Below are 18,676 nucleotides of genomic sequence, written 5' to 3' on the forward strand. Positions count from 1 at the left end.
GAATCAGAACATCGGCAAGGTGAAGCCGCAGCGAGGCTGCTGCGTATCGATCGACCAATGAAGCACGCCGCGCGCGGAACGAACCAGCCGTTCGACGCGCGCCACCACGGTGGCATTCCAACCCGCGCCGCCGAGCACGGTGAAGTCGACCGCGCTAGCACCTGCATGGATCGCGACCACGACCGGTCCGTCGCCAATACCGGCCAGGGCCTCGCTGAGCAACTCCTCGACTCCCCGATAGGCTGCGATCAGGCGATTGCGATTGCCGATGATGACATCATCGAGTTGATCGAACTTCCATTGGCAGCGATCCGCAGCCAGTGTATTGGCTTGCTCGAAGCGGCTGCGGAAGCGCGCCATCGCGCTGCCGAGCGATTGCGAGGAATCATCCATCGCATCGAGCATCAAGCGCATGTCGAGCAAGGCGCGCTGGATCTGCCCGCGCAGGGGTGAGTGCGGCAACTCGCGGCGGGCTTGCGCAAGTACGCCGACCAGGCGCGAGCCAAAGCCATCATGAATGTCGCGCATGAGCCTGCGGCGCTCGCGCTCCCCAATCCTGGAGGTCAAATGCGCCCACAATCGCCTGGTCGGCATGTTGTCGTCGGCCAGCGCCTGATCGAGCTCCCCGGCCAGGCTTTCGGTTGCCGCATTGAGGACGTAACCGCCGATGGCCATGCGCCGCACCAGCAAATAGCCCAGGCCCATGGCCAGCGCCATCATCGCCAGCGCGCTCGCGCCATGCCAGCGCTGCGCGAACGGCAGCCAGCCATCAATGGTTTCCGGCAGCGACACCATGAAGGCGAAGGCACAGACACCAATCACGACGCGCCGCTCGATACGGTGCATGAAACGCGCCCGCACGAAGATCACGAGCGCAACCATCAAGGCGCTGGACAACACGAGCAACATGAAAGCCATGCCTGCGACAGCGTCGGATGCCGGCGGCAACCCATGCATGCGCAAGGCCACGCAGGCCGCTTCGAGAAACGTGGATACGTACAGCAATTTGAGCAGCCAGGGTACCCGATAGCGCCAGTGCGCACGCATGAACCCATGGAGCAGGTAGGGCAAGGCAATCAGGCTCGCGTTGCCGATGTGGATCCACAGCATCGGGCCGCCCGGTCGCGCCGGCGAGGCGCCATACGCCATGCGCACGATCAGCACCGCGAGCAGCGCGATGTACCACAGGTACGCGGCAGGCCGGCCGTTGAGCCACCACAGCAGGCCGGCCAGGATCGCCAGCGCCAGCAGCAAGGCGAGGCCAAGCCTGGCCAGTCCCGTGATGCGCCACCAGTTCGCTTCGAATGCAGGGCCGAGCACGGCCAATGGACCCAAGCACAGCTGCTCGACGCCATGCGGACCAAGGGCTGGGTTTTCCGGCAGAATCAGGTCGGCAACATTGTCCCCCGTGCGCAGCAGGTCCGCCGGCAAGACATGCAGGTGCGGTGAGATATCGCGCCGGTTGCTTGCCGCAAGCTCGACGCCCGGCGTGAGATCGGCGCCATTGAGCGTGAGTCGATAGAACGGCCGGGCGCTGCCGATTGCCAGCGCAAGCCGCGCGGCCGGCACGGTCGGCAGCTCGAATCGGAATTGGTAACGCGCAAGCGCCGGTCCAGCTGCGGTGGCTTGGCCCGGCTGCATGACCTCGATCACCTGCGGCGGCGTGGCAATGCACTGCGCGCCTGGCGCTTGGCGATAACGCGTCGCGAACAGGGCGAGCGCGACCGCGACCATCAATGCGGCAACCATCGACAAGCGTTGCAAGGCCAGGCGCAAGCCGGAGCGCGGGGCACTTGGCATCTCCAATCACACCAGGCGCCGGCGCCGCGCCTCGAACAAAGCCTGGGCAAGATTGGAAACCTGCAGCTTCTCGTAGACGTGGCGTACATGGGTGTACACCGTCGATGGTCGCGTGCCGGTCATTTCGGAGATGGCCCGGTAACTGTGTCCTTGCGCAGCCAGCTGCAGGACCGCGCGTTCGCTCTGGGTGAGGCTGACCGGTAGTCCTTGCGGCGGCTTGCGCAGATTTTCCTGCTTGCGCAGAAGGTCCATCAGGCGCTGCGCAATGCTCGGGCTGATGCATGAGCCGCCCTGCGAGGCAACGGCAATGGAGTGCGCAATTTCCTCGGTTGGATCGAGCTTCGACGCATAGCCCTTGGCGCCGGCAAGGATCGCCTCGACCACGCTGTCTTCGTCGGCAACGGATGAGATCACCAGCACGACCGGTGGCTGCGGTAGCGCGCAGGCATGGACGATCGCATCGATGCCCGATCCATCGGGCAAGACGAGGTCGGCCAGCAGCAGGTCGCAAGGCTGCTCATCCAGTGCTTGCAAGCACTGCGCCAGCGTTTCGGTTTCCTGCAACTGCATGTCGTACCTGTCGAGCACGCTGACGGCTTCGCGCACCACCTGACGCGCATTAGGGTCATCTTCCAGCAGCAGTACCCGCAAGGCCCTATCCCCCATCGTCACCACACCAAGGCCGCGCGCCCATGAAATGCCGCGTGCCGACCGACCCAAGCGGCTCGTCGCGATCCATGACCGGGGGCGCAGGCGCCTTCCATCATAGCCAGCGTGCCGCACAAACCCGACCGGGTCCTGATTGCATATTGCCCAACCTCATAAGCCTTGGGTAACTGTCTACACAAATTTGTGGACGCATCTTTCATTGGATCGGCGCAGGATTACTCAGTCGATAGCGCGGGGCTTCATCCCCTGATCGCCCCGCACGGCCATGGATGGCCATCCTTCGACCGCGTGATGCGCACAGCCGCGCCGTGGGCATCGGCGCGCCGGGATGCAAGGCAGGATCGGCTCGCTCCCTCGTGATCGAACAGATCCACGTGCAGGGGACTCGATGCCCGGACCCTTCCTGCGGAGCACGCCCCGATGACCCTGTCGATTTCCTGCCGTTGCGGTACCAGCCGAATCTTTGCCAGCGGCATCCCGGTGCTGCGCGCGTATTGCCACAGCCAGGCATGCCGTGAGCTGTTCGGCGGCGCGGTGACTGCCCTTGCCGCATGGCGCCGCAGCGAAGTCGACTTGCCCGCCGGGGCGCGCGCCTTGGCCTGCTTCACGCTCGGGAACCGCCAATCGAAACGTCATTTCTGCGCCGGCTGCGGCGACATCCTGTTCGCGGAAGATGCCTTGGGTTTTCGCCTGATTCCGGGCCAAGCGCTGGCCAATGCTGGCCACGGCGCCGTGCCCGAGCGTTTTGCACCGATCATGCACGTCAACTATTCGCAGCGGCAATTCGACGTTGCCGACAACCTGCCCAAGTACCTGGAGCGCCCGGGCGGGCCGATGTACGACGGCCTGCGCGCGCCACCGCGCCCACCACGCTCGCTCGAGATCCCCGTCTCGATGCAACAGGTGCGGGCCCTCCGAGGCAACGCAAAGATTCTTTGAACCTCTCCAGCCGAGTCCGCGACTCAAATGCCAGACGCCACCGGCACGGCGTCGCGCACTCAACGAGTTCCGTGCCGGAACCCCAAATTCCAATTCACCCCTGGAGACATCCATGAAGACCAAGATTGCCGCCGCCCTGCTGATTTCCCTCGCCATGTCCGGCGCCGCCTTCGCACAGAAGAGCAAGTCCCAAGTCAAGATCGACAACGTCATCGTGACCAACGCAGCCGTCATGGGTTCCACGGCCAAGCAGAACATCGACATCGGCAATGCGAAGGACGGCGGCCAGTCGAAGGTCACCGCCAAGAACGTGATCGCGACCAACGCGGCCGTCATGGGTTCGACCGCGGAACAGAACCTCAAGCTCGGCAATGCCAGCGATGGTGGCAAGGCGACGCTCAAGGCCGACAACATCATCGTCACCAACGCCGCCGTGATGGGTTCGACCGCCAAGCAGAACGTCAAGCTCGCCAACGCGGCCAACGGTGGCGAGGCCACCCTGACGACCAAGAACGTGATCGTCACAAATGCCGCCGTGATGGGCTCCACGGCCAAGCAGAACGTGAACGTCGGCAACGCCGAATAAGCCGAGTTTTCGCGCGAGTTCGCACCAGGCGGCGGGATTTCCCCGCCGCCATCCCGCATTGGGAGGACCAGTGATGAAGACGGCATTGTTTGCATTCACCTTGCTTGCGTGCGCATCGGCCCATGCCGGCAGCATCGGCGCAGCCATCAAGGATCTCGACGACGGCACACGCGCCAGCGTGGTCAAGGAGCTGTCGAAGATGCATCGCTACCAGGACGACAAGGACGGCAAGAACCCGGCCGGGACCCGCGGCCAGAGCAGCGACAGCTGCGACATGAACGTCAATTCGTCAAACAACGACGCAAGGCCGGGCATGCGTACTCCACGCAAGCCGATTACCGTGGTGACCGGCAACATCGTGCAGATATGCAACCGGTGAAACATCAGGCCTTACGGGTCACCGCCGGCGTCTGCCTGCTGGTATTCATCGCCGGCCTCGCCGGGTGCCAGACCCTGTCTGACACCCGCACTCCCGTGGTCAAGGAATATGGCCAGCGTCGGCAAAGCACGATGCTGCCGGTGCAGCGCGTGGTGACCGATTTCGACAAGCCGCTGCGCTGCATGGACGAGTTGCTCGAGACCTATGGCGCGCGCGCGTCGCTGTTGGTCGAGGACCTCAACGACAAGACCGCCAAGGTCTCGGTCGGCACCACCCAGATGTTCCTCTCGGCGATGTCGCAGATGACACGACGCAGCCAGGCGATCCGCACGATGGCCTATGGCGATGATGTCAAGAACCTCAGCTCCTACATGCTGCAATCCAATTCCCTGTCGGCGTTCCAGGCGGACCTGATCCCGACCTACACCGTGCGTGGATCGATCACCCAGTTCGACGACAACCTCGCCAAGAAGACCGCCGATGCCGGCCTCACCCTGGGCATTGCGAGCAAGAATTTCCTCGGCGTCGGCGCATCTCGCAGCACTTCGATCAACATGCTCGCGCTGGACCTGACCGTGGTGCGCTCGGCGGATTTCACGATCGTGCCTGGGGTGAATTCGCGCAACAGCGCGGCGATCCTGCAGGAAGGCGATGGCATCGACGGTGAAGCCGCGTTTTCCAAGCTCGGCATCAACTACATGACGAGCTTTTCGAAGTCCGACGGCAAGGCGGTTGCCGTGCGCAACCTGGTCGAACTTTCCGCGATCGAACTGATCGGCAAACTGACCAAGGTGCCGTATTGGAAATGCCTCGGCGTGGATCAATCCAACCCCGACATCGCAGCGGAGATCGAGGATTGGCAGGACGGCATGGGCGGCGCCGAAAAGCTCGCGTTCTACATCCGCCACCTCACCGCGATCGGCCTGCTGCCCGACGATGGCAAGCCAACGGACCCAAATGTGTTCAAGACCGCCTTGCGCCGCTACTTCGACGTGCTCGGCGTGCCCTACACGGGCGAGTTCTCGCTGGCCCTGATGCGCGCGCACTTTGCGGCGGACCAGAACCAGGTGATGGCCAAGCTCGAACAGCAAGGCAAACCCAATCTCAAGATCGCCCTGCAGGCCCTGCCCGTGGATCCTGCCCGCCCGAACTCCGTGCGTTTTCGCCTGACGCCTAGCATCGACGCCAGCGTCTACTGCTTCCTCAGGGACGAAACCGGGGCCACCGCCCGCGTCTTCCCCAACCGCTGGCAAGCCCAGTCGCGCGTGGCGGCAGGGCATGCGGTCGATCTGCCAGGCGGTCGCTTCCAGATCACGGCCGCGGCGGCCGCGCAATACCTGCAGTGTTTTGCCACGCGCAGCAGCGTCGACAGCACGCTCGGCGTTGCCTTGCCGGGCGGAGACCTCAAGCCCCTTGCCAAGGTGGGTGACCTGGGCGTATTGCGCAACGTGTTTTCCAGCCTGGCGCCCGAGCACGCCGTGGCCACGATTGAATTCACAGGGGTTGGCGCAGCCTTTTCCGCCAAGCCATCGGGAGGCTGAGCCATGACGATCTTTCGTGCCATTCCACTGTTGCAGGCAGTTGCACTGGTCCTGTGCATCGCCCATGCAACTCATGCCACGGCCGGCGTCGCGCCGGCCCCCGGGAGCAGCGGCAACGCGCCCGAGGCGCGCGGGCTGGGTGAAATAGACTCGATCGACGCACGCGCCCTGCAGGTTTCACCTCGTACGAGCCGCACCCTGCGCTGTTGGCAAAAGGGCAAGCTCATCATCGAGCGTCAGGTCGCGCAGCTGCCGATCGAGGAAGACAAGACGGTCAACGTGCCCGCGGCAGGTGGCCGCAGCCTGCGCCTGTACGACCTCGACAACTCCACATGTCTGGTCGAATGAGCGCCGCGAACATCCACGCCGCCGCCCGGCCGATCCATGGCCATGGCGATCTGGACAACGCGACCGCGTCGTACCTGCTCAAGCGCGTCGCGGACAAGGATCAGGCTGCGTTCGTGACGATCCACCGCGCGATGGGGCGGCGGGTATTTGCCTACGCGATGCGCTTGCTGGGTGACCACGAGCAAGCCGAGGAAGTGGTTTCCGACACGATGTTCGAAGTCTGGAAGAACCCGCAGCGGTTTGATGGCCTGTCGCGCTTCTCGACCTGGGTCATCGGCATCGCCAGACACCGCGCTCTCGACCGCATGCGCTCGCCGACCCGAATGATCGACGGTGCCGCAGTCGAGATCGATGACGCGCTGCCCGACGACGGGCCGAGCCTCGAGGAAGGCGTCGCCGCCCAGCAGCGTGAGGGCAGCGTGCGCAATTGCATGGACAAGCTGTCCGACGTCCATCGCGAATGCCTGCATCTGGTGTTCTATGAAGGTGCCCCTCTCGTTGAGGTAGCCAGCATGCAGGGTTGTCCCGAGAACACCGTCAAGACGCGCCTGTTTCACGCGCGCCAGAAGATCCGGAACTGCCTGCGCCTGATGATGATCAGCGAAGGGCATAACAGACCCAAGGTGGTCCACCATGCTTGATGAATCCATTTCCGCCCTGCCCTGGTATGTGAACGCGACGCTCGCCGAACCCGAGCGTGCCGACATTGCCCGTCGCCTGCGCACGGAACCGGCCTTGCGCAATGAGCTCCTGTTCTGGGAAGAACTTGCCGCAACGCAATGCAGGCACATGGCGGTCGCCGAGGATATTGCCCTGCAGCGCACCCTCGATCGAATCCAGCTGGAGGAGCGCCTTCAATCAACGACCAAACCGGCGGGTTGGCTGCGCAGCTGGTTTGCCCAAGGGCGTTCACGTCCGATGTCCTGGCTCGGACCGGCACTGGCCGGCGGGCTTGTGGTCGCAGTTGCGCAATTTCTGCTCCCGGATCGCCCGCCGCATGTGGATACGCAGCTGATGCGTGGTGCCCCGGCAGGGGTGGCGCGGCCGACCACGATGGGCGTCGATAGCGCCTTGCTGCGCGTGGTGTTTGATCCTGCCACGACCGAAGGCGAGATCCGATTGCTGGTTGCCGCCCAGAATGCCTCCATCGTCGGCGGTCCTGGCGCAGGCGGTGAATACTATCTCGCCGTGCCCCAGCAACGCGTGATCGCTGCAATCGATGCGCTGCGCACCACCGGCGCGGTGCGTGAAGTGGCCGGCGTCGAATCGCTGCCGCCGACGCGCACCGGAGCGCAATCGAATTGAACCTCACCGGCTCATCGCACGACCCAAGCCGGTAACAACCCCTGGAGCATGATCATGAAATCTTCCCCTGTATGGATGCTCGTCCTTGGCCTTGCGTTCGCGCCTTTCGCATATTCACAACAGGCCCGCTACGTGGGCGAGAACGAGGTGCCGCGCCCCATCGACGTCGCGCGTGCGCTGGCCGGCAGCAACTTCAAACCACACGTGCGCAAGCGCGGCCTGTCGATGGACGAGCCTGCTGCTGCGCAAGCGGCGGCCGATTCTGTCTCGGCCGCGAACGGCCCTTCCACGCCTGAAGTCGCTGCCGCGACGCCCGTGGAACCGGCAGCGCCAGGTGGCGCGCTCGACGTCGCGATCGGTTTTGCATTGGGCTCCGCCGCGCTGCGACCGCAGGCCTCTGCGCAACTCGATGCGATCGCCGAAGGGCTCAAGTTGCTCGATTCCAGCCAGGTGATCATCATCGATGGCCATACGGACGCCACCGGTACGCCCGCGTTCAACGAGGTGCTTTCACGCCACCGCGCGGAAACCGTCAAGCTCTATCTGGAGCAACACCACAACTTCCCGGCGTCGCGCCTGCGCACCCAGGGCTTTGGCCAGCGGGCGCCGCTCGATCCGGCCAACCCACTGGACCCGCGCAACCGCCGCGTGCAATTCCATCTGGGCTGAACCCTGCAGCTTCGGACTGGCGCGAGCGCGCGAACGACGCTCGCGCCGCCCTGTTGGCGACATGGACCCTGATTCGTTCGACAAAGGATGGCCCTGATGGACAGTGCTGCTCGCTCGCGCGCGCACGGATGCGGTCGGCGCAACGACCATATCCGGGCGCGCATGCTTGTTTTCGTCCTGCTCGCCTGCGCGCTGGCATGGCTCGCACTACCACGACTTGCATCGGCGCAAACCGTACCGCTCATCGCATTGACCTCGCCGGAGAATGGAGCCACGTTCCACACGCACGACAACATCGTGCTGACGGCTTCCCTCACAGGCATATGCGCCAGCAACCTGGAATTCATCGATTTCTTCGCCAACTCGAACTTGCTCGGGGAAGTCGGTCCCGGGGGACCGTATCAGGTCGTTTGGAACGACGTGCCGGCCGGAACCCACCAGCTCTGGGTGACCTGCACCTACTACATCCCCATTCCCCGCTACGCCATCACGGGCGATCCCTCCTACACCAGTGCGCCGATACAGGTCATCGTCCGTGACCCGGTGCCTCAGCTGGAGCTGGCGCCCGGCGCGCCCGCGCTCGTGTTCACGCCGGGCGTCAACCTGAGCCTGCCGATCGCCGTCACCGACGAGACGGGATCGATCATGGCCGGCACACCGGTGACATGGCAGCTGGAAGAACTGGCGCCCACATCCGAAAAGTTCGCGTGCACGGGAGCAGACACGCCTGCATCGGGCTCCGGCATCAGCGACCTGCAAGGCATAGTGAATATCGGATTCGTTCCGGGATGTTCGAGCGCCGACCGCCGCCTCATCGTCTCCGCGCCCGGTGCAGCCAGCCCCCTTAGCCTGGTCATTTCAGGGCCGGACAGCACCGCAAGCAGTGTGGTGATGATTCCGGACGTGACGTTGCTTGCCGTCGCACCCGCGCATTCGACCGACATCAGGTTTCGGGTCCGCACGTCGGACTACCTCCCCGTAGCCGGCGCGATCCTCGATTTCACCTTGTCGCCGAGCGCAGCGGGAACGGTCGTTGCAAGCGCGCAGACCGGTGACGAAGGCGAGGCGAACACCCAACTGGTGTTGTCCAACGCAACCAGCTTCGCGACGCTCAACGCGTGCCTGCGCAACCAGCCTACCGTCTGCCGGCGCGTGTCGTTGCAGAACTCACGCTGGGCCGCACAGTTGCTCAAACTGACATCACCGCTCGACGGCGCCACGTTTCACACCCACGATGACATCGAGCTATCAGTCGAGGTCGATCCGCAATCGGCGGCAACCATGACGGTCGACCTGCTCGCCAATGGCGATGTCATCGGCCGCATCCCACCCGGAGGGCCGTACCAGTTCACCTGGTCGGATGCGCCGGCAGGAAATCATGAAATCACTGCGCGCTCACGCATTTCCAATTACGGGTACGTATATTCCAACTCTGCACATGTCCGCGTGCGCGATCAGGTCACGCATCTGGAATTGGGTCCGAACGCACCTGCCCTGCAGTTCACGCCAGGCGTGGCATTGACTCTGCCGGTTGCGGTGATCGATGAGACCGGCGCTCCGGTTGCTGGCGCTCCGATCGCCTGGCAGGTCGAGATTTCCGCGCCGCAGCCCCGCAAGGTGGATTGTGTTTCCGCAGACGCACCCGCGAGTGGGAGCAGCATCACCAACGCGCAAGGCATCGCGACCGTCAGCTTCGTGCCCGGATGCACGAGCGCCAATCGTCGTCTGGTCGTCAATTCGCCGCGCGCGCCCGCGCCGCTCGACTTGACCCTGCATGGACCCGATGACCGCGCAGGTTCAATCATCCTGACGCCTGCCACGGCCCTGCTCGTGCTGCAGCCAAACACTTCCACCCCGCTGACGTTCGCGGTGCGCGACGTGCAGGGTGCAGCGCTAGGCGGAGTCATGCTCGAGTTCGAACTCACCCCCACCGATGCTGGCTCGATCGAAGCAAGAGTCCAGGTTGGCGATCTGGGCATGGCGACCGCCCACCTGAGCGTGACCGACGCCCTGATGAGTGCCACCTTGAAAGCCTGCGTGAACAACCGGCCGGGCGTGTGCCTGTCGGTTCCGGTGCGTAACGCCAAACGCGCCATCGAGGAGCCGGCCACGGCAATGCTGGCACCGATGGTGCAGCAGGTGCTCGATGCGCCACGCACGCAATTCACCAACATCGGCAATCACCTGCGCGACCTGCGCAATGGTGGGCGCGGCCTGAGCAACGACGTGGTCGTGCAGACCGGCGATGGGGCGATTTCCACCGACAAGAGGGCAGGCAGCGACCAGGAAACGCGGTTCAATGCCTTCGCCGCCGGCAGCATCGACCTGGGCAAGCGCGATTCCCGTCCCGGCACCCGCAACGGATTCGATGTCACCACGCGCGGCCTGACCCTGGGCGCCGATGTCAGGGCGACGCCGGGTCTGGTATTCGGAGCCGCGATTGGCGCCCTGCGCTCCAGTACCAATGCAGCTGGCGGCACCCGGCAGCATGCCCGCGGGTTGAGCGGATCGCTCTACGCGCAATGGCTGCCCGTCGAAAATGCCTACGTCAATGCCGCACTCAACTTTGGCGGAACGGAATTCGATGTGCGCAGGCTCGCCTGCAACATCCAGCTGTGGACGCAGACTTCGGGCACCCAGCGCGCGTTGAGCATCGAGGCAGGCTACTCGTTCAATCGCAATGCGATGCGCTTCACGCCGTATCTTCGCTACGAGAACGTACGGGCGAAGCTCGATGCATTCACCGAGCACGGCGACTGCATCGATGCGCTGTCGATTGGAGGCACCTCATTGTCACGGTCCGCGCTCAATGCCGGCGTCAGCCTGGATCGGGCTTTCAGCACGCGCAGCGGCGTATGGATTCCCTCGTTGGCAGTGGAATACATGAACGAGAACCAGAAGGTCGATGCCATCTTTGCGCGCCTGCTCGCCGGCGGCCCGTCCATTCCGATCCAACTGGCCAAGCCTGATCGTCGCTACGCGACCGCACGCCTGTCCTTGAGCTGGATGACGTCGATCAAGGCCCATCCGCTGTCGGCATTCTTCGGTTTCGACACCGACATTGGCCGCAGCGACTACGACAGCCGCACCTTCATGCTTGGCCTGCGCGTTCCCTTCTGAGTCCATCGCCATGTCTGCATCACGTCTGCTTCTCGTTGCCACGCTGCTGCTCACCGGCGGCTGTGCCACCGCGCCGACCGGACGCATGGACAGCTTCGACATCGTCGATTGCGAGCTGCCCGGGGTCGTCTTGCACATAGGCACCGGTCTTGCGACCACGGGTCGCGCCCGCGCGATTCGCACCAGCGCCGACGATTGCGGCCTGCGCGGCGGCTACTACACCGAGCCCGATCGTGCCAATTACGAGACCGCATTGCGCGTGTGGCTGCCGCCTGCCGAAGACGGAGACGCGCAAGCCCAGTACAACGTCGGGCAGATCTACGAGAAGGGACTGGGTCGACCGAGCGATCCGCAGAAGGCCGCGCAGTGGTACCGGCGCGCGGCCGATTCGGGAAGTGCTGCGGCGATGACGGCGCTGGCGATGCTCTACGAACGCGGCCTGGCCAGTGGCGGCGATGCACACAGCGCGCTTGAGCTCTACCGCCGCGCCGCGCGACTCGAGCAGCCGCTGGCCTACGCCAGTGACGTGGCCCAGCGTGACGACCAGATCAATGCCTTGCGCGAGGAACTGGGCCAGGCGCGTAGTCAGGCTCAAGCACAACGCGACAACGCGACCAGCCGGGAGCGCGCGCTGGAAGCGGAGATCTCCCGCCTGCGCAAGGATCTGCAGCGTGTGCGCAGCGAGTCCAATGCGCAGAAGACCGCCGCGGTCGAGCAGGCACTGCAAAAGACCCAGCAGGCGCTGGAGGCTGCGGGCACCCAACGCGCCCAGGCCGATCGCGCGCTGGAGAGCACGCAGGCAGCCGAACGCCTCGCACGCACTGCCGTGCCGGCAAACGCCGCAGATGCCCCGCAAATCGAGTTGATCGAGCCCGCGTTCACGCCGGTGCGCGGCCTCATCGCCGTGCGCGTGCCAGCCAACACGACACGACAGCGCATCCGCGTTCGCGTGAAGGCGGGCCTTGCACTCAATGAAGTCCGCATCGGAACCCGTGTGGTCAAGGCGGACGACAAGGGCGAATTTGCGCTCGAAGTGCCGTTTGCAGACCGCGCGCTACCGGTGGAAATCACCGCCTCGGATGTCGCCAACCACAAGGCGGTGCTGCCGCTGCTGCTGGTGGCGGAGAATCAGGCGCCGGCAAGCCGCACCGCTGCCGCGCCGCAGGCACCCAGGCGCTACTTTGCCCTCGTCATCGGCAATTCGCGCTATGCCAGCTGGGCACCGCTGGCCACACCACAGCATGACGCCGAAAGCGTCGCCAACCTGCTGCGCGAGAGCTTCGGCTTCCAGACCACCCTCCTGCTCGATGCCACGCGCGCGCAAACCTTCCGCAAGCTGGCCGAATTGCGCAAGAGTCTCACCGAGAACGACGATCTGCTCGTCTACTACTCCGGGCACGGCAGTTGGGATGCTGGCAACCTGCAGGGTTATTGGGTGCCGGTGGATGGTGACAAGGATTCGGTAGCCAATTTCATTTCATCAGCCGATGTGACCGACCAGATCGGCGTGATGCGTGCACGGCAGATCCTCATCGTCGCCGATTCCTGCTACTCGGGCGTGTTCGTGCAATCGGTTGCCGATGAAGCGGCCGCCGACACCTTCGACGCGCAGATGCAGCGGTCACAGATCCCGAGCCGCAAGGTCATGAGTTCGGGCAACATCCGCGAGGTCATGGACGGCGGCCGTGGCAACCATTCGGTATTCGCCAACGAATTCATCGACGGACTCAAGCGGCACCAGAGCGCACCATTCGAGGCGCGCACGCTGTACCAGGAGATCGCGCCCAAGGTGCGCACTGCCGCCGACGGCTATGGCGAACAGCAGGAGCCGCAATACGGACAGATGCGCTTCGCCGGCCACGTCGGCGGCGATTTCCTGTTCGTGCCGCGCACGGGCAAGGATCTGGTTTCGCTGATGCCCGAGCTGGAACTCATTCTGGGCAGCGGCATCTAAGCCGCCTGGTTTGGCGTCCGCGCAGCGGGCGCGGGCGCCATGTCGGCGCAGCCGCCCGCGCCGGCAAGCGCCGCTTCCGGCCACCCGTTCCTCAGTCGCTGCCCAGGCCGGGCAAGGGCATCTGCTCGCTGGCAGCGCGGATCTGCGCTTCGACGCTGGCGATCGCGGTCATGTTGTATACGCGTCGCACGGTCGCCGCGGGCGTGAGCACGTGGGCGGGTTTGGACAGGCCCATGAGAATCGGGCCGAGCACCACGCCATCGGTCATCACCCGCGTCATGTTGAAGGCGATGTTGGCCGCATCCATGGTCGGACACACGAACACGTTGGCGACGCCACTCAGGCGCGAATTGGGGAACAGTCGCTCGCGAATCTCCGGATTGAGCGCCGTGTCGGCATGCATCTCGCCCTCGACCTCGACGCCCTTGGGCAGGCGCTCACGCAGCAGCTCGACCACCCGCCGCATCTTGTGCGCGCTGGCATCATCGTGGCTGCCGAAATTCGAATGCGACAGGATCGCGACCTTGGGCGTGATGCCGAACAACTTGAGCCGCAGCACCGCCTGCGCGGCTGCCTCAGCCAAGCGGTCGGCATCGGGCTCCACCGCGACATGAGTGTCGAGGAAGAAGAATACGCCGCGATCATTGAACACCGCGCTCATCGCCGACAGCGACTGCACACCCGGCTGCATCGGAATCACGCCGCGCAGATAAGCGAGTTTCTTGTGATAGCGGCCAACGACGCCGCAGATCATCGCATCCGCCTCGCCCCGGCGCAGCATCAGCGCGGCGATGATCGTCGCGCGCGAGCGCACCACCTGCTTGGCACTGTCGGGCGTGACCCCGTTGCGCTGCATGAGCTCGTGGTAGAGCGTCCAGTAGTCCTTGAAGCGCGGATCGTTCTCGATGTTGCACAACTCGAAATCGACGCCCGGCTTGAGGCGCAGGTTGAGCCGTTCGATGCGCGATTCGATCACCGACGGTCGCCCGACCAGGATCGGCAGTGCCAGCTTCTCGTCCACCACGTGCTGCACCGCACGCAGCACCACTTCCTCCTCACCCTCGGCATAGACGACGCGCTGCGGGTTGGCCTTGGCGCGTTCGAACACCGGCTTCATCAGCTGGGTGGTGCGGAACACGAAGGCGCTGAGTTTTTCCTTGTAGGCGGAAAGGTCATCGATCGGCCGTGTCGCCACGCCCGACTCCATCGCCGCTCGCGCAACCGCCGGCGCCAGATCGACGATCAGGCGCGGATCGAACGGCTTGGGGATGATGTAATCGGGCCCGAACGACAGGCTCTGTCCACCATAGGCACGTGCCGCGACATCGGTCATTTCACGCCGCGCAAGCTTGGCAATCGCCTGCACGCAGGCGACCTTCATCGCCTCGTTGATCGTGGTCGCACCGACATCGAGCGCACCCCGAAAGATGTAGGGAAAGCACAGCGCGTTGTTGACCTGGTTGGGAAAATCCGAGCGCCCGGTGGCGATGATCGCATCGGCGCGCACCGCGCGCGCCTCATCGGGCAGGATCTCGGGCGTGGGATTGGCCAGTGCGAGAATGATCGGTCGCTGCGCCATGCGCGCGACCATCGCCGGCTTGAGCACCCCTGGCGCCGACAAACCGAGGAAGACGTCGGCCCCTTCGATGATCTCGTCGAGCACGCGCGCGTCCGTCGCACGCGCATAGCGGCACTTGTTCGCGTCCATCTCCTCCTTGCGCCCCTGCCAGACCACACCGAGGCGATCGGCAACCCAGATGTTTTCCATCTTCGCGCCCAGACTCACCAGCATGTCCAGGCAGGCAATGCCCGCGGCGCCGGCACCGGTGGAGACAAGCTTGATGTCCTCGATTTTCTTGCCGGCGATGTGCAGCGCATTGACGATCGCGGCGCCGACGATGATCGCGGTGCCGTGCTGATCGTCGTGGAACACCGGGATGTTCATCCGCTCGCGCAGCTTGCGTTCGACCTCGAAGCACTCCGGCGCCTTGATGTCCTCGAGGTTGATCCCGCCGAAACTCGGTTCGAGACTGGCGATGATGTCGACCAGTTTGTCGGGATCATTTTCGGCAACTTCCAGATCGAACACGTCGATGCCGGCGAACTTCTGGAACAGCACGCCCTTGCCTTCCATCACCGGCTTGGCCGCGAGCGGGCCGATGTTGCCCAAGCCCAGCACCGCGGTGCCGTTGGTGATCACCGCCACCAGATTGCTGCGTGCGGTGAGCGTGGCGACTTCACCCGGATCGCGGACGATTTCCTCGCACGCTGCCGCGACCCCGGGCGAATACGCCAGCGAGAGCTCTCGCGCCGTGACGACCGGCTTGGTTGCGGAAACCTTGATCTTTCCGCAAGGCGCCTTGCGGTGGTAGGCAAGCGCGGCTTGCTTGAGTTCTTCCAGGGTGGGCATGGGCTTCGTGACAGGAGTTGGGTGCACGCGCGATGCGGCGGTACGATTCCACCAGCCGCGCGCCGCGCAACTATACAACCGCGCGCCCGTCCGCGGAGCCAGCCTCAGCCCTTGCGCATCGCCCTGGTTTGCGTCGCCTTCATCCGGGCCAAGCGCTCCGCGCGAGGCCGCCAGCTGAACTTGATGCGAGCGTGTTCAAGAGGGTGCAAGGTCAACCCGAACGGCGCCGCGCCAGCGGCACCGAAATTCGCCGAGGCCTCGAACAACTCCCTCGCCGTGAGCCAGGCGCTCACGGCGTGGCGTGCAGGTAATCCAGCGCCACCTGCAGCATGCCCGCACCGCCAACCGCGAGTGCGCCCTCGTCGAGATGGAAGCGTGGCGAGTGGTTGCTCGGCGCGGTCGCCGGGTCTTCGCCCTGCGGCGTGGCACCGACGAAGAAATACACGCTCGGCACCTCGATCGCCGCACCGAAATGCGGGAAATCCTCGGATGCGGTCCAGCGCCGCGCTTCCTGCACGTGCTCCTTGCCGAGCGCGGTTTCCAGACTCGCGCGCACGCGCGCGGTCAGCGCCGGATCGTTGTAGTTGACCGGATTGCTGGAATCGGCCCCCAGCGGCACCTGTGCCTCGACCGTGGCGCCATGCGCGGCAGCGACATGCTCGGCGATGTTGCGCAGACCATCGAGCGCCTGTTTGCGCATGCCCTCGTCGAAGGCGCGCACGGTGCCCTGCAATTCGACCGTGTCGGGCACGATGTTGAAGCGCGCGCCGCCATCGAAGATGCCGAAGGTGACGACCGCGGGTTCCTTGTTGATGTCGAGCTTGCGGCTGACGATGGTCTGCGCCGCCGTGACGATCTCGGCCGCGGTGACGATCGGATCAATGCCGGCCCACGGCGTCGCGCCATGACTCTGCTTGCCGTGGACGACGATGCGGAAGGTGTCGGAACTGGCCATTGCGCCACCCGGTCGCAGCGCCACCGTGCCTTCGGGCAAGGCGCTGACCACATGCATGCCGAGGATCGCGTCGGGTTTGAAGTCCTTGAACACGCCTTCCTTGACCATCAGCGGTGCGCCGCCCTCCTCGCCGCGCGGCGCGCCTTCCTCGGCCGGCTGAAAGATGAACATCACCTGCCCGCTCCAGTTCTTGCGCTGCTCGGCGAGCACCTTGGCCACGCCCAGCGTCATCGCCATGTGCGCATCGTGGCCGCAGGCATGCATCACGCCGACCGTCTTGCCCAGATACTCGCCCTTGGCCTTCGAGGCGAACGGCAGATCCACTTCCTCGGTCACCGGCAGCGCGTCCATGTCGGCGCGAATCGCGAGCTTCGGTCCCGGCTTGCCGCTGTCGAGCACGCCGACCACGCCGGTATGTGCGATGCCGGTGCGCACGCGATAGCCGAACTTCTTGAGCTGCGCCGCGACGATCCTCGAAGTGCGTACTTCGCGATTGGAGAGCTCGGGATGCTGATGGAAATCGCGGCGCCACGCGATCATCTGCTTCTGCATCGACGCCATTTCCCCCTGCGCAGTGCTTGCCTGTTCGGCGGCGACCACAGGGCACGCCGCGAGCGCGGCAAGGAGAGCGAGGACGAAAGGAGACTTGGACATGATCGACTCCCGGCAAGGCAAGGTGGTGGAAATCCGCAGCGCGCGTCCGCGTCCATGCGCGCGCATCTGCGTGCGGCGTGACAGTCTACAGCGCCAGCATCAAATCCTCGGCCTCGACATGGTCGAGATGGATGCGGTTGGCGAACAGCGAAAACGCGAGCACGCCGGACAGGCCGCGCGCGTGTTGCAGCCAGGGCGGCAGGAAGCGCGGCGGCGCGATGCGGCCGTTGTCGAATTGGGACTCGAGCGCGAGCACATCCCGCAGCGCGAGCTTGCCCGCAAACAGGTAGCGGCACAGTTCCATGCGCTGGTTCTTGAGCGCCCAGCGGAAGAAGGTGTGCACCGAGAGCAGACCATGCAGGTAGACCGCATCCTTGGTGAAGGCTGCGCCACCCGTGGGCATGACGCCGCGGAACACGCGCTGCGCCGAGGCAAAACTGTCGCTCTGGCTTTGCCCCGCATCGAGAAAGCAGCGGAACACCTCGATGAAGTCGGCGCCGCGCAATGCCATGTCGATGGCGAGGATGCGCAGCGAAATCCGCTTCATGCGCGCGATGTCGATCGAGCCCGACATCAGCTCGGCGAACACCGCCAGGCCTTCCTGGGTGGCGGTGATGCGCGGCGAGGAACGCGCCATCGACTTCAGCAGCGGCTGTGCGCGTCCGTTGAGCGCAGTCAGCGAATGCACGAAGGCTTCGTGATTGAGCAGCTGGTCGCGGTCGTAGCTGGAAAATGAAGTCGCCGCGCGCAGGCGGATGCGGGTCGCACCCGCGGCGGCCTTGGCGATCAGGTCGGGATCGGTTTCCACCCGCACCACGCCGGCTCCGAAATAGGCATCGAGCCGCGCCGACAATTCATCGCGCAGGACACTCGCGGGAATGTCATCGCTGGCACCGTCGGGCAGGTCGCCGCCATTGCATTCGTCGGCGATCTCGATGAAGTGGCGCGCGGCATCGAGATTGGACAATTGCGCGCCCGGCACGCGGCCATCGGGTCGGCCGTACAGTTCGATCGAGCAGGCGCTGAAGGCGCGGGTGCCCACCGCTTCGAGCAATTGCGTGGCGACATGCCAGGAACGCGCACTGCGATGGAGATAGTCACCCAGTGGATGCGTCGGATCGGCTGCGGCGAGGATTGCGTCCAGACTATGGCGCGTGGCCGAGAAATCCGCGCGCGCATAGCTCACCTGCGGCAAGACGGCCTTGCCTGCCTGCCAGTCGGCAAGAAATTTCTGCTCGATCGATGCCGGCCAGCTCACCGCATCGAGCAGGCGCACGCCGCGCGTGGCTTCGACCAGTTGGCGATCGAGTTCGGCGAAATGATCGGCCTCGCGCTGCGCGTTCATGC

Annotated in this window: 15 protein-coding genes; 10 read left to right on the plus strand and 5 right to left on the minus strand. The window is 64.8% G+C overall.

The genetic code is table 11. The annotated features are described in order from the left end of the window. Positions 1–3: 3 nt before the first annotated feature. Positions 4–1,800, minus strand: coding sequence for a hypothetical protein (locus tag KF759_RS07805; protein ID WP_291224251.1), 1,797 nt, complete (start codon positions 1,798–1,800; stop codon positions 4–6). A gap of 6 nt (positions 1,801–1,806) precedes the next feature. After that, positions 1,807–2,451 (minus strand): response regulator transcription factor, encoded by a 645-nt coding sequence (locus KF759_RS07810; protein WP_291224253.1) that lies wholly within the window; start codon positions 2,449–2,451, stop codon positions 1,807–1,809. Positions 2,452–2,889: 438 nt separating this feature from the next. On the opposite strand from KF759_RS07810, the gene KF759_RS07815 reads away from it, so the two are divergent. The 10 genes from KF759_RS07815 (at position 2,890) to KF759_RS07860 (ending at position 13,310) form a co-directional block, all read left to right on the plus strand. Continuing rightward, complete coding sequence (locus KF759_RS07815) at positions 2,890–3,408, plus strand: GFA family protein (protein ID WP_291224255.1); 519 nt, start codon at positions 2,890–2,892, stop codon at positions 3,406–3,408. A gap of 112 nt (positions 3,409–3,520) precedes the next feature. Then, a complete protein-coding gene (locus tag KF759_RS07820; protein WP_291224257.1) occupies positions 3,521–3,994 on the plus strand; it encodes a hypothetical protein in 474 nt (157 codons plus the stop codon). 73 nt (positions 3,995–4,067) lie between these two features. Then, on the plus strand, positions 4,068–4,373 hold the full coding sequence (locus tag KF759_RS07825) for a hypothetical protein (RefSeq protein ID WP_291224258.1): 306 nt from the start codon (positions 4,068–4,070) through the stop codon (positions 4,371–4,373). After that, positions 4,370–5,914: a DUF4384 domain-containing protein gene (locus tag KF759_RS07830; protein ID WP_291224260.1), complete on the plus strand. Its 1,545-nt coding sequence runs from the start codon at positions 4,370–4,372 to the stop codon at positions 5,912–5,914. The genes KF759_RS07825 and KF759_RS07830 overlap by 4 nt, the downstream gene beginning before the upstream one ends. Before the next feature lie 3 nt (positions 5,915–5,917). Continuing rightward, the gene (locus KF759_RS07835; protein WP_291224262.1) at positions 5,918–6,262 is read left to right on the plus strand and encodes a hypothetical protein; all 345 of its coding nucleotides are present in this window, start codon (positions 5,918–5,920) and stop codon (positions 6,260–6,262) included. Beyond that, the gene (locus KF759_RS07840) at positions 6,247–6,903 is read left to right on the plus strand and encodes a sigma-70 family RNA polymerase sigma factor (RefSeq protein ID WP_291224263.1); all 657 of its coding nucleotides are present in this window, start codon (positions 6,247–6,249) and stop codon (positions 6,901–6,903) included. The genes KF759_RS07835 and KF759_RS07840 overlap by 16 nt, the downstream gene beginning before the upstream one ends. Next, positions 6,896–7,567 carry a hypothetical protein gene (locus KF759_RS07845; RefSeq protein WP_291224265.1) on the plus strand — a complete coding sequence of 224 codons (672 nt, stop codon included), beginning with the start codon at positions 6,896–6,898 and terminating at the stop codon, positions 7,565–7,567. Before KF759_RS07840 ends, KF759_RS07845 begins: the two co-directional genes overlap by 8 nt. A gap of 54 nt (positions 7,568–7,621) precedes the next feature. Next, the gene (locus KF759_RS07850) at positions 7,622–8,236 is read left to right on the plus strand and encodes an OmpA family protein (protein WP_291224267.1); all 615 of its coding nucleotides are present in this window, start codon (positions 7,622–7,624) and stop codon (positions 8,234–8,236) included. Positions 8,237–8,398: 162 nt separating this feature from the next. After that, the gene (locus KF759_RS07855) at positions 8,399–11,356 is read left to right on the plus strand and encodes an autotransporter domain-containing protein (protein ID WP_291224269.1); all 2,958 of its coding nucleotides are present in this window, start codon (positions 8,399–8,401) and stop codon (positions 11,354–11,356) included. A 10-nt stretch (positions 11,357–11,366) separates the two neighbouring features. Next, the gene (locus KF759_RS07860) at positions 11,367–13,310 is read left to right on the plus strand and encodes a caspase family protein (RefSeq protein WP_291224271.1); all 1,944 of its coding nucleotides are present in this window, start codon (positions 11,367–11,369) and stop codon (positions 13,308–13,310) included. A 91-nt stretch (positions 13,311–13,401) separates the two neighbouring features. On the opposite strand, the gene KF759_RS07865 is transcribed toward KF759_RS07860, so the two are convergent. From KF759_RS07865 to KF759_RS07875, 3 genes are all read right to left on the minus strand, one after another. Continuing rightward, positions 13,402–15,720: an NADP-dependent malic enzyme gene (locus KF759_RS07865; RefSeq protein WP_291224272.1), complete on the minus strand. Its 2,319-nt coding sequence runs from the start codon at positions 15,718–15,720 to the stop codon at positions 13,402–13,404. 289 nt (positions 15,721–16,009) lie between these two features. Next, a complete protein-coding gene (locus KF759_RS07870; protein WP_291224274.1) occupies positions 16,010–17,329 on the minus strand; it encodes an amidohydrolase in 1,320 nt (439 codons plus the stop codon). An 85-nt stretch (positions 17,330–17,414) separates the two neighbouring features. Further along, positions 17,415–18,674: a flavohemoglobin expression-modulating QEGLA motif protein gene (locus KF759_RS07875; protein ID WP_291224276.1), complete on the minus strand. Its 1,260-nt coding sequence runs from the start codon at positions 18,672–18,674 to the stop codon at positions 17,415–17,417. Between the last annotated feature and the right edge of the window lie 2 nt (positions 18,675–18,676).

Origin of the sequence: Dokdonella sp. (assembly GCF_019634815.1) — a bacterium.
Taxonomy (GTDB): Bacteria; Pseudomonadota; Gammaproteobacteria; order Xanthomonadales; family Rhodanobacteraceae; genus Dokdonella_A.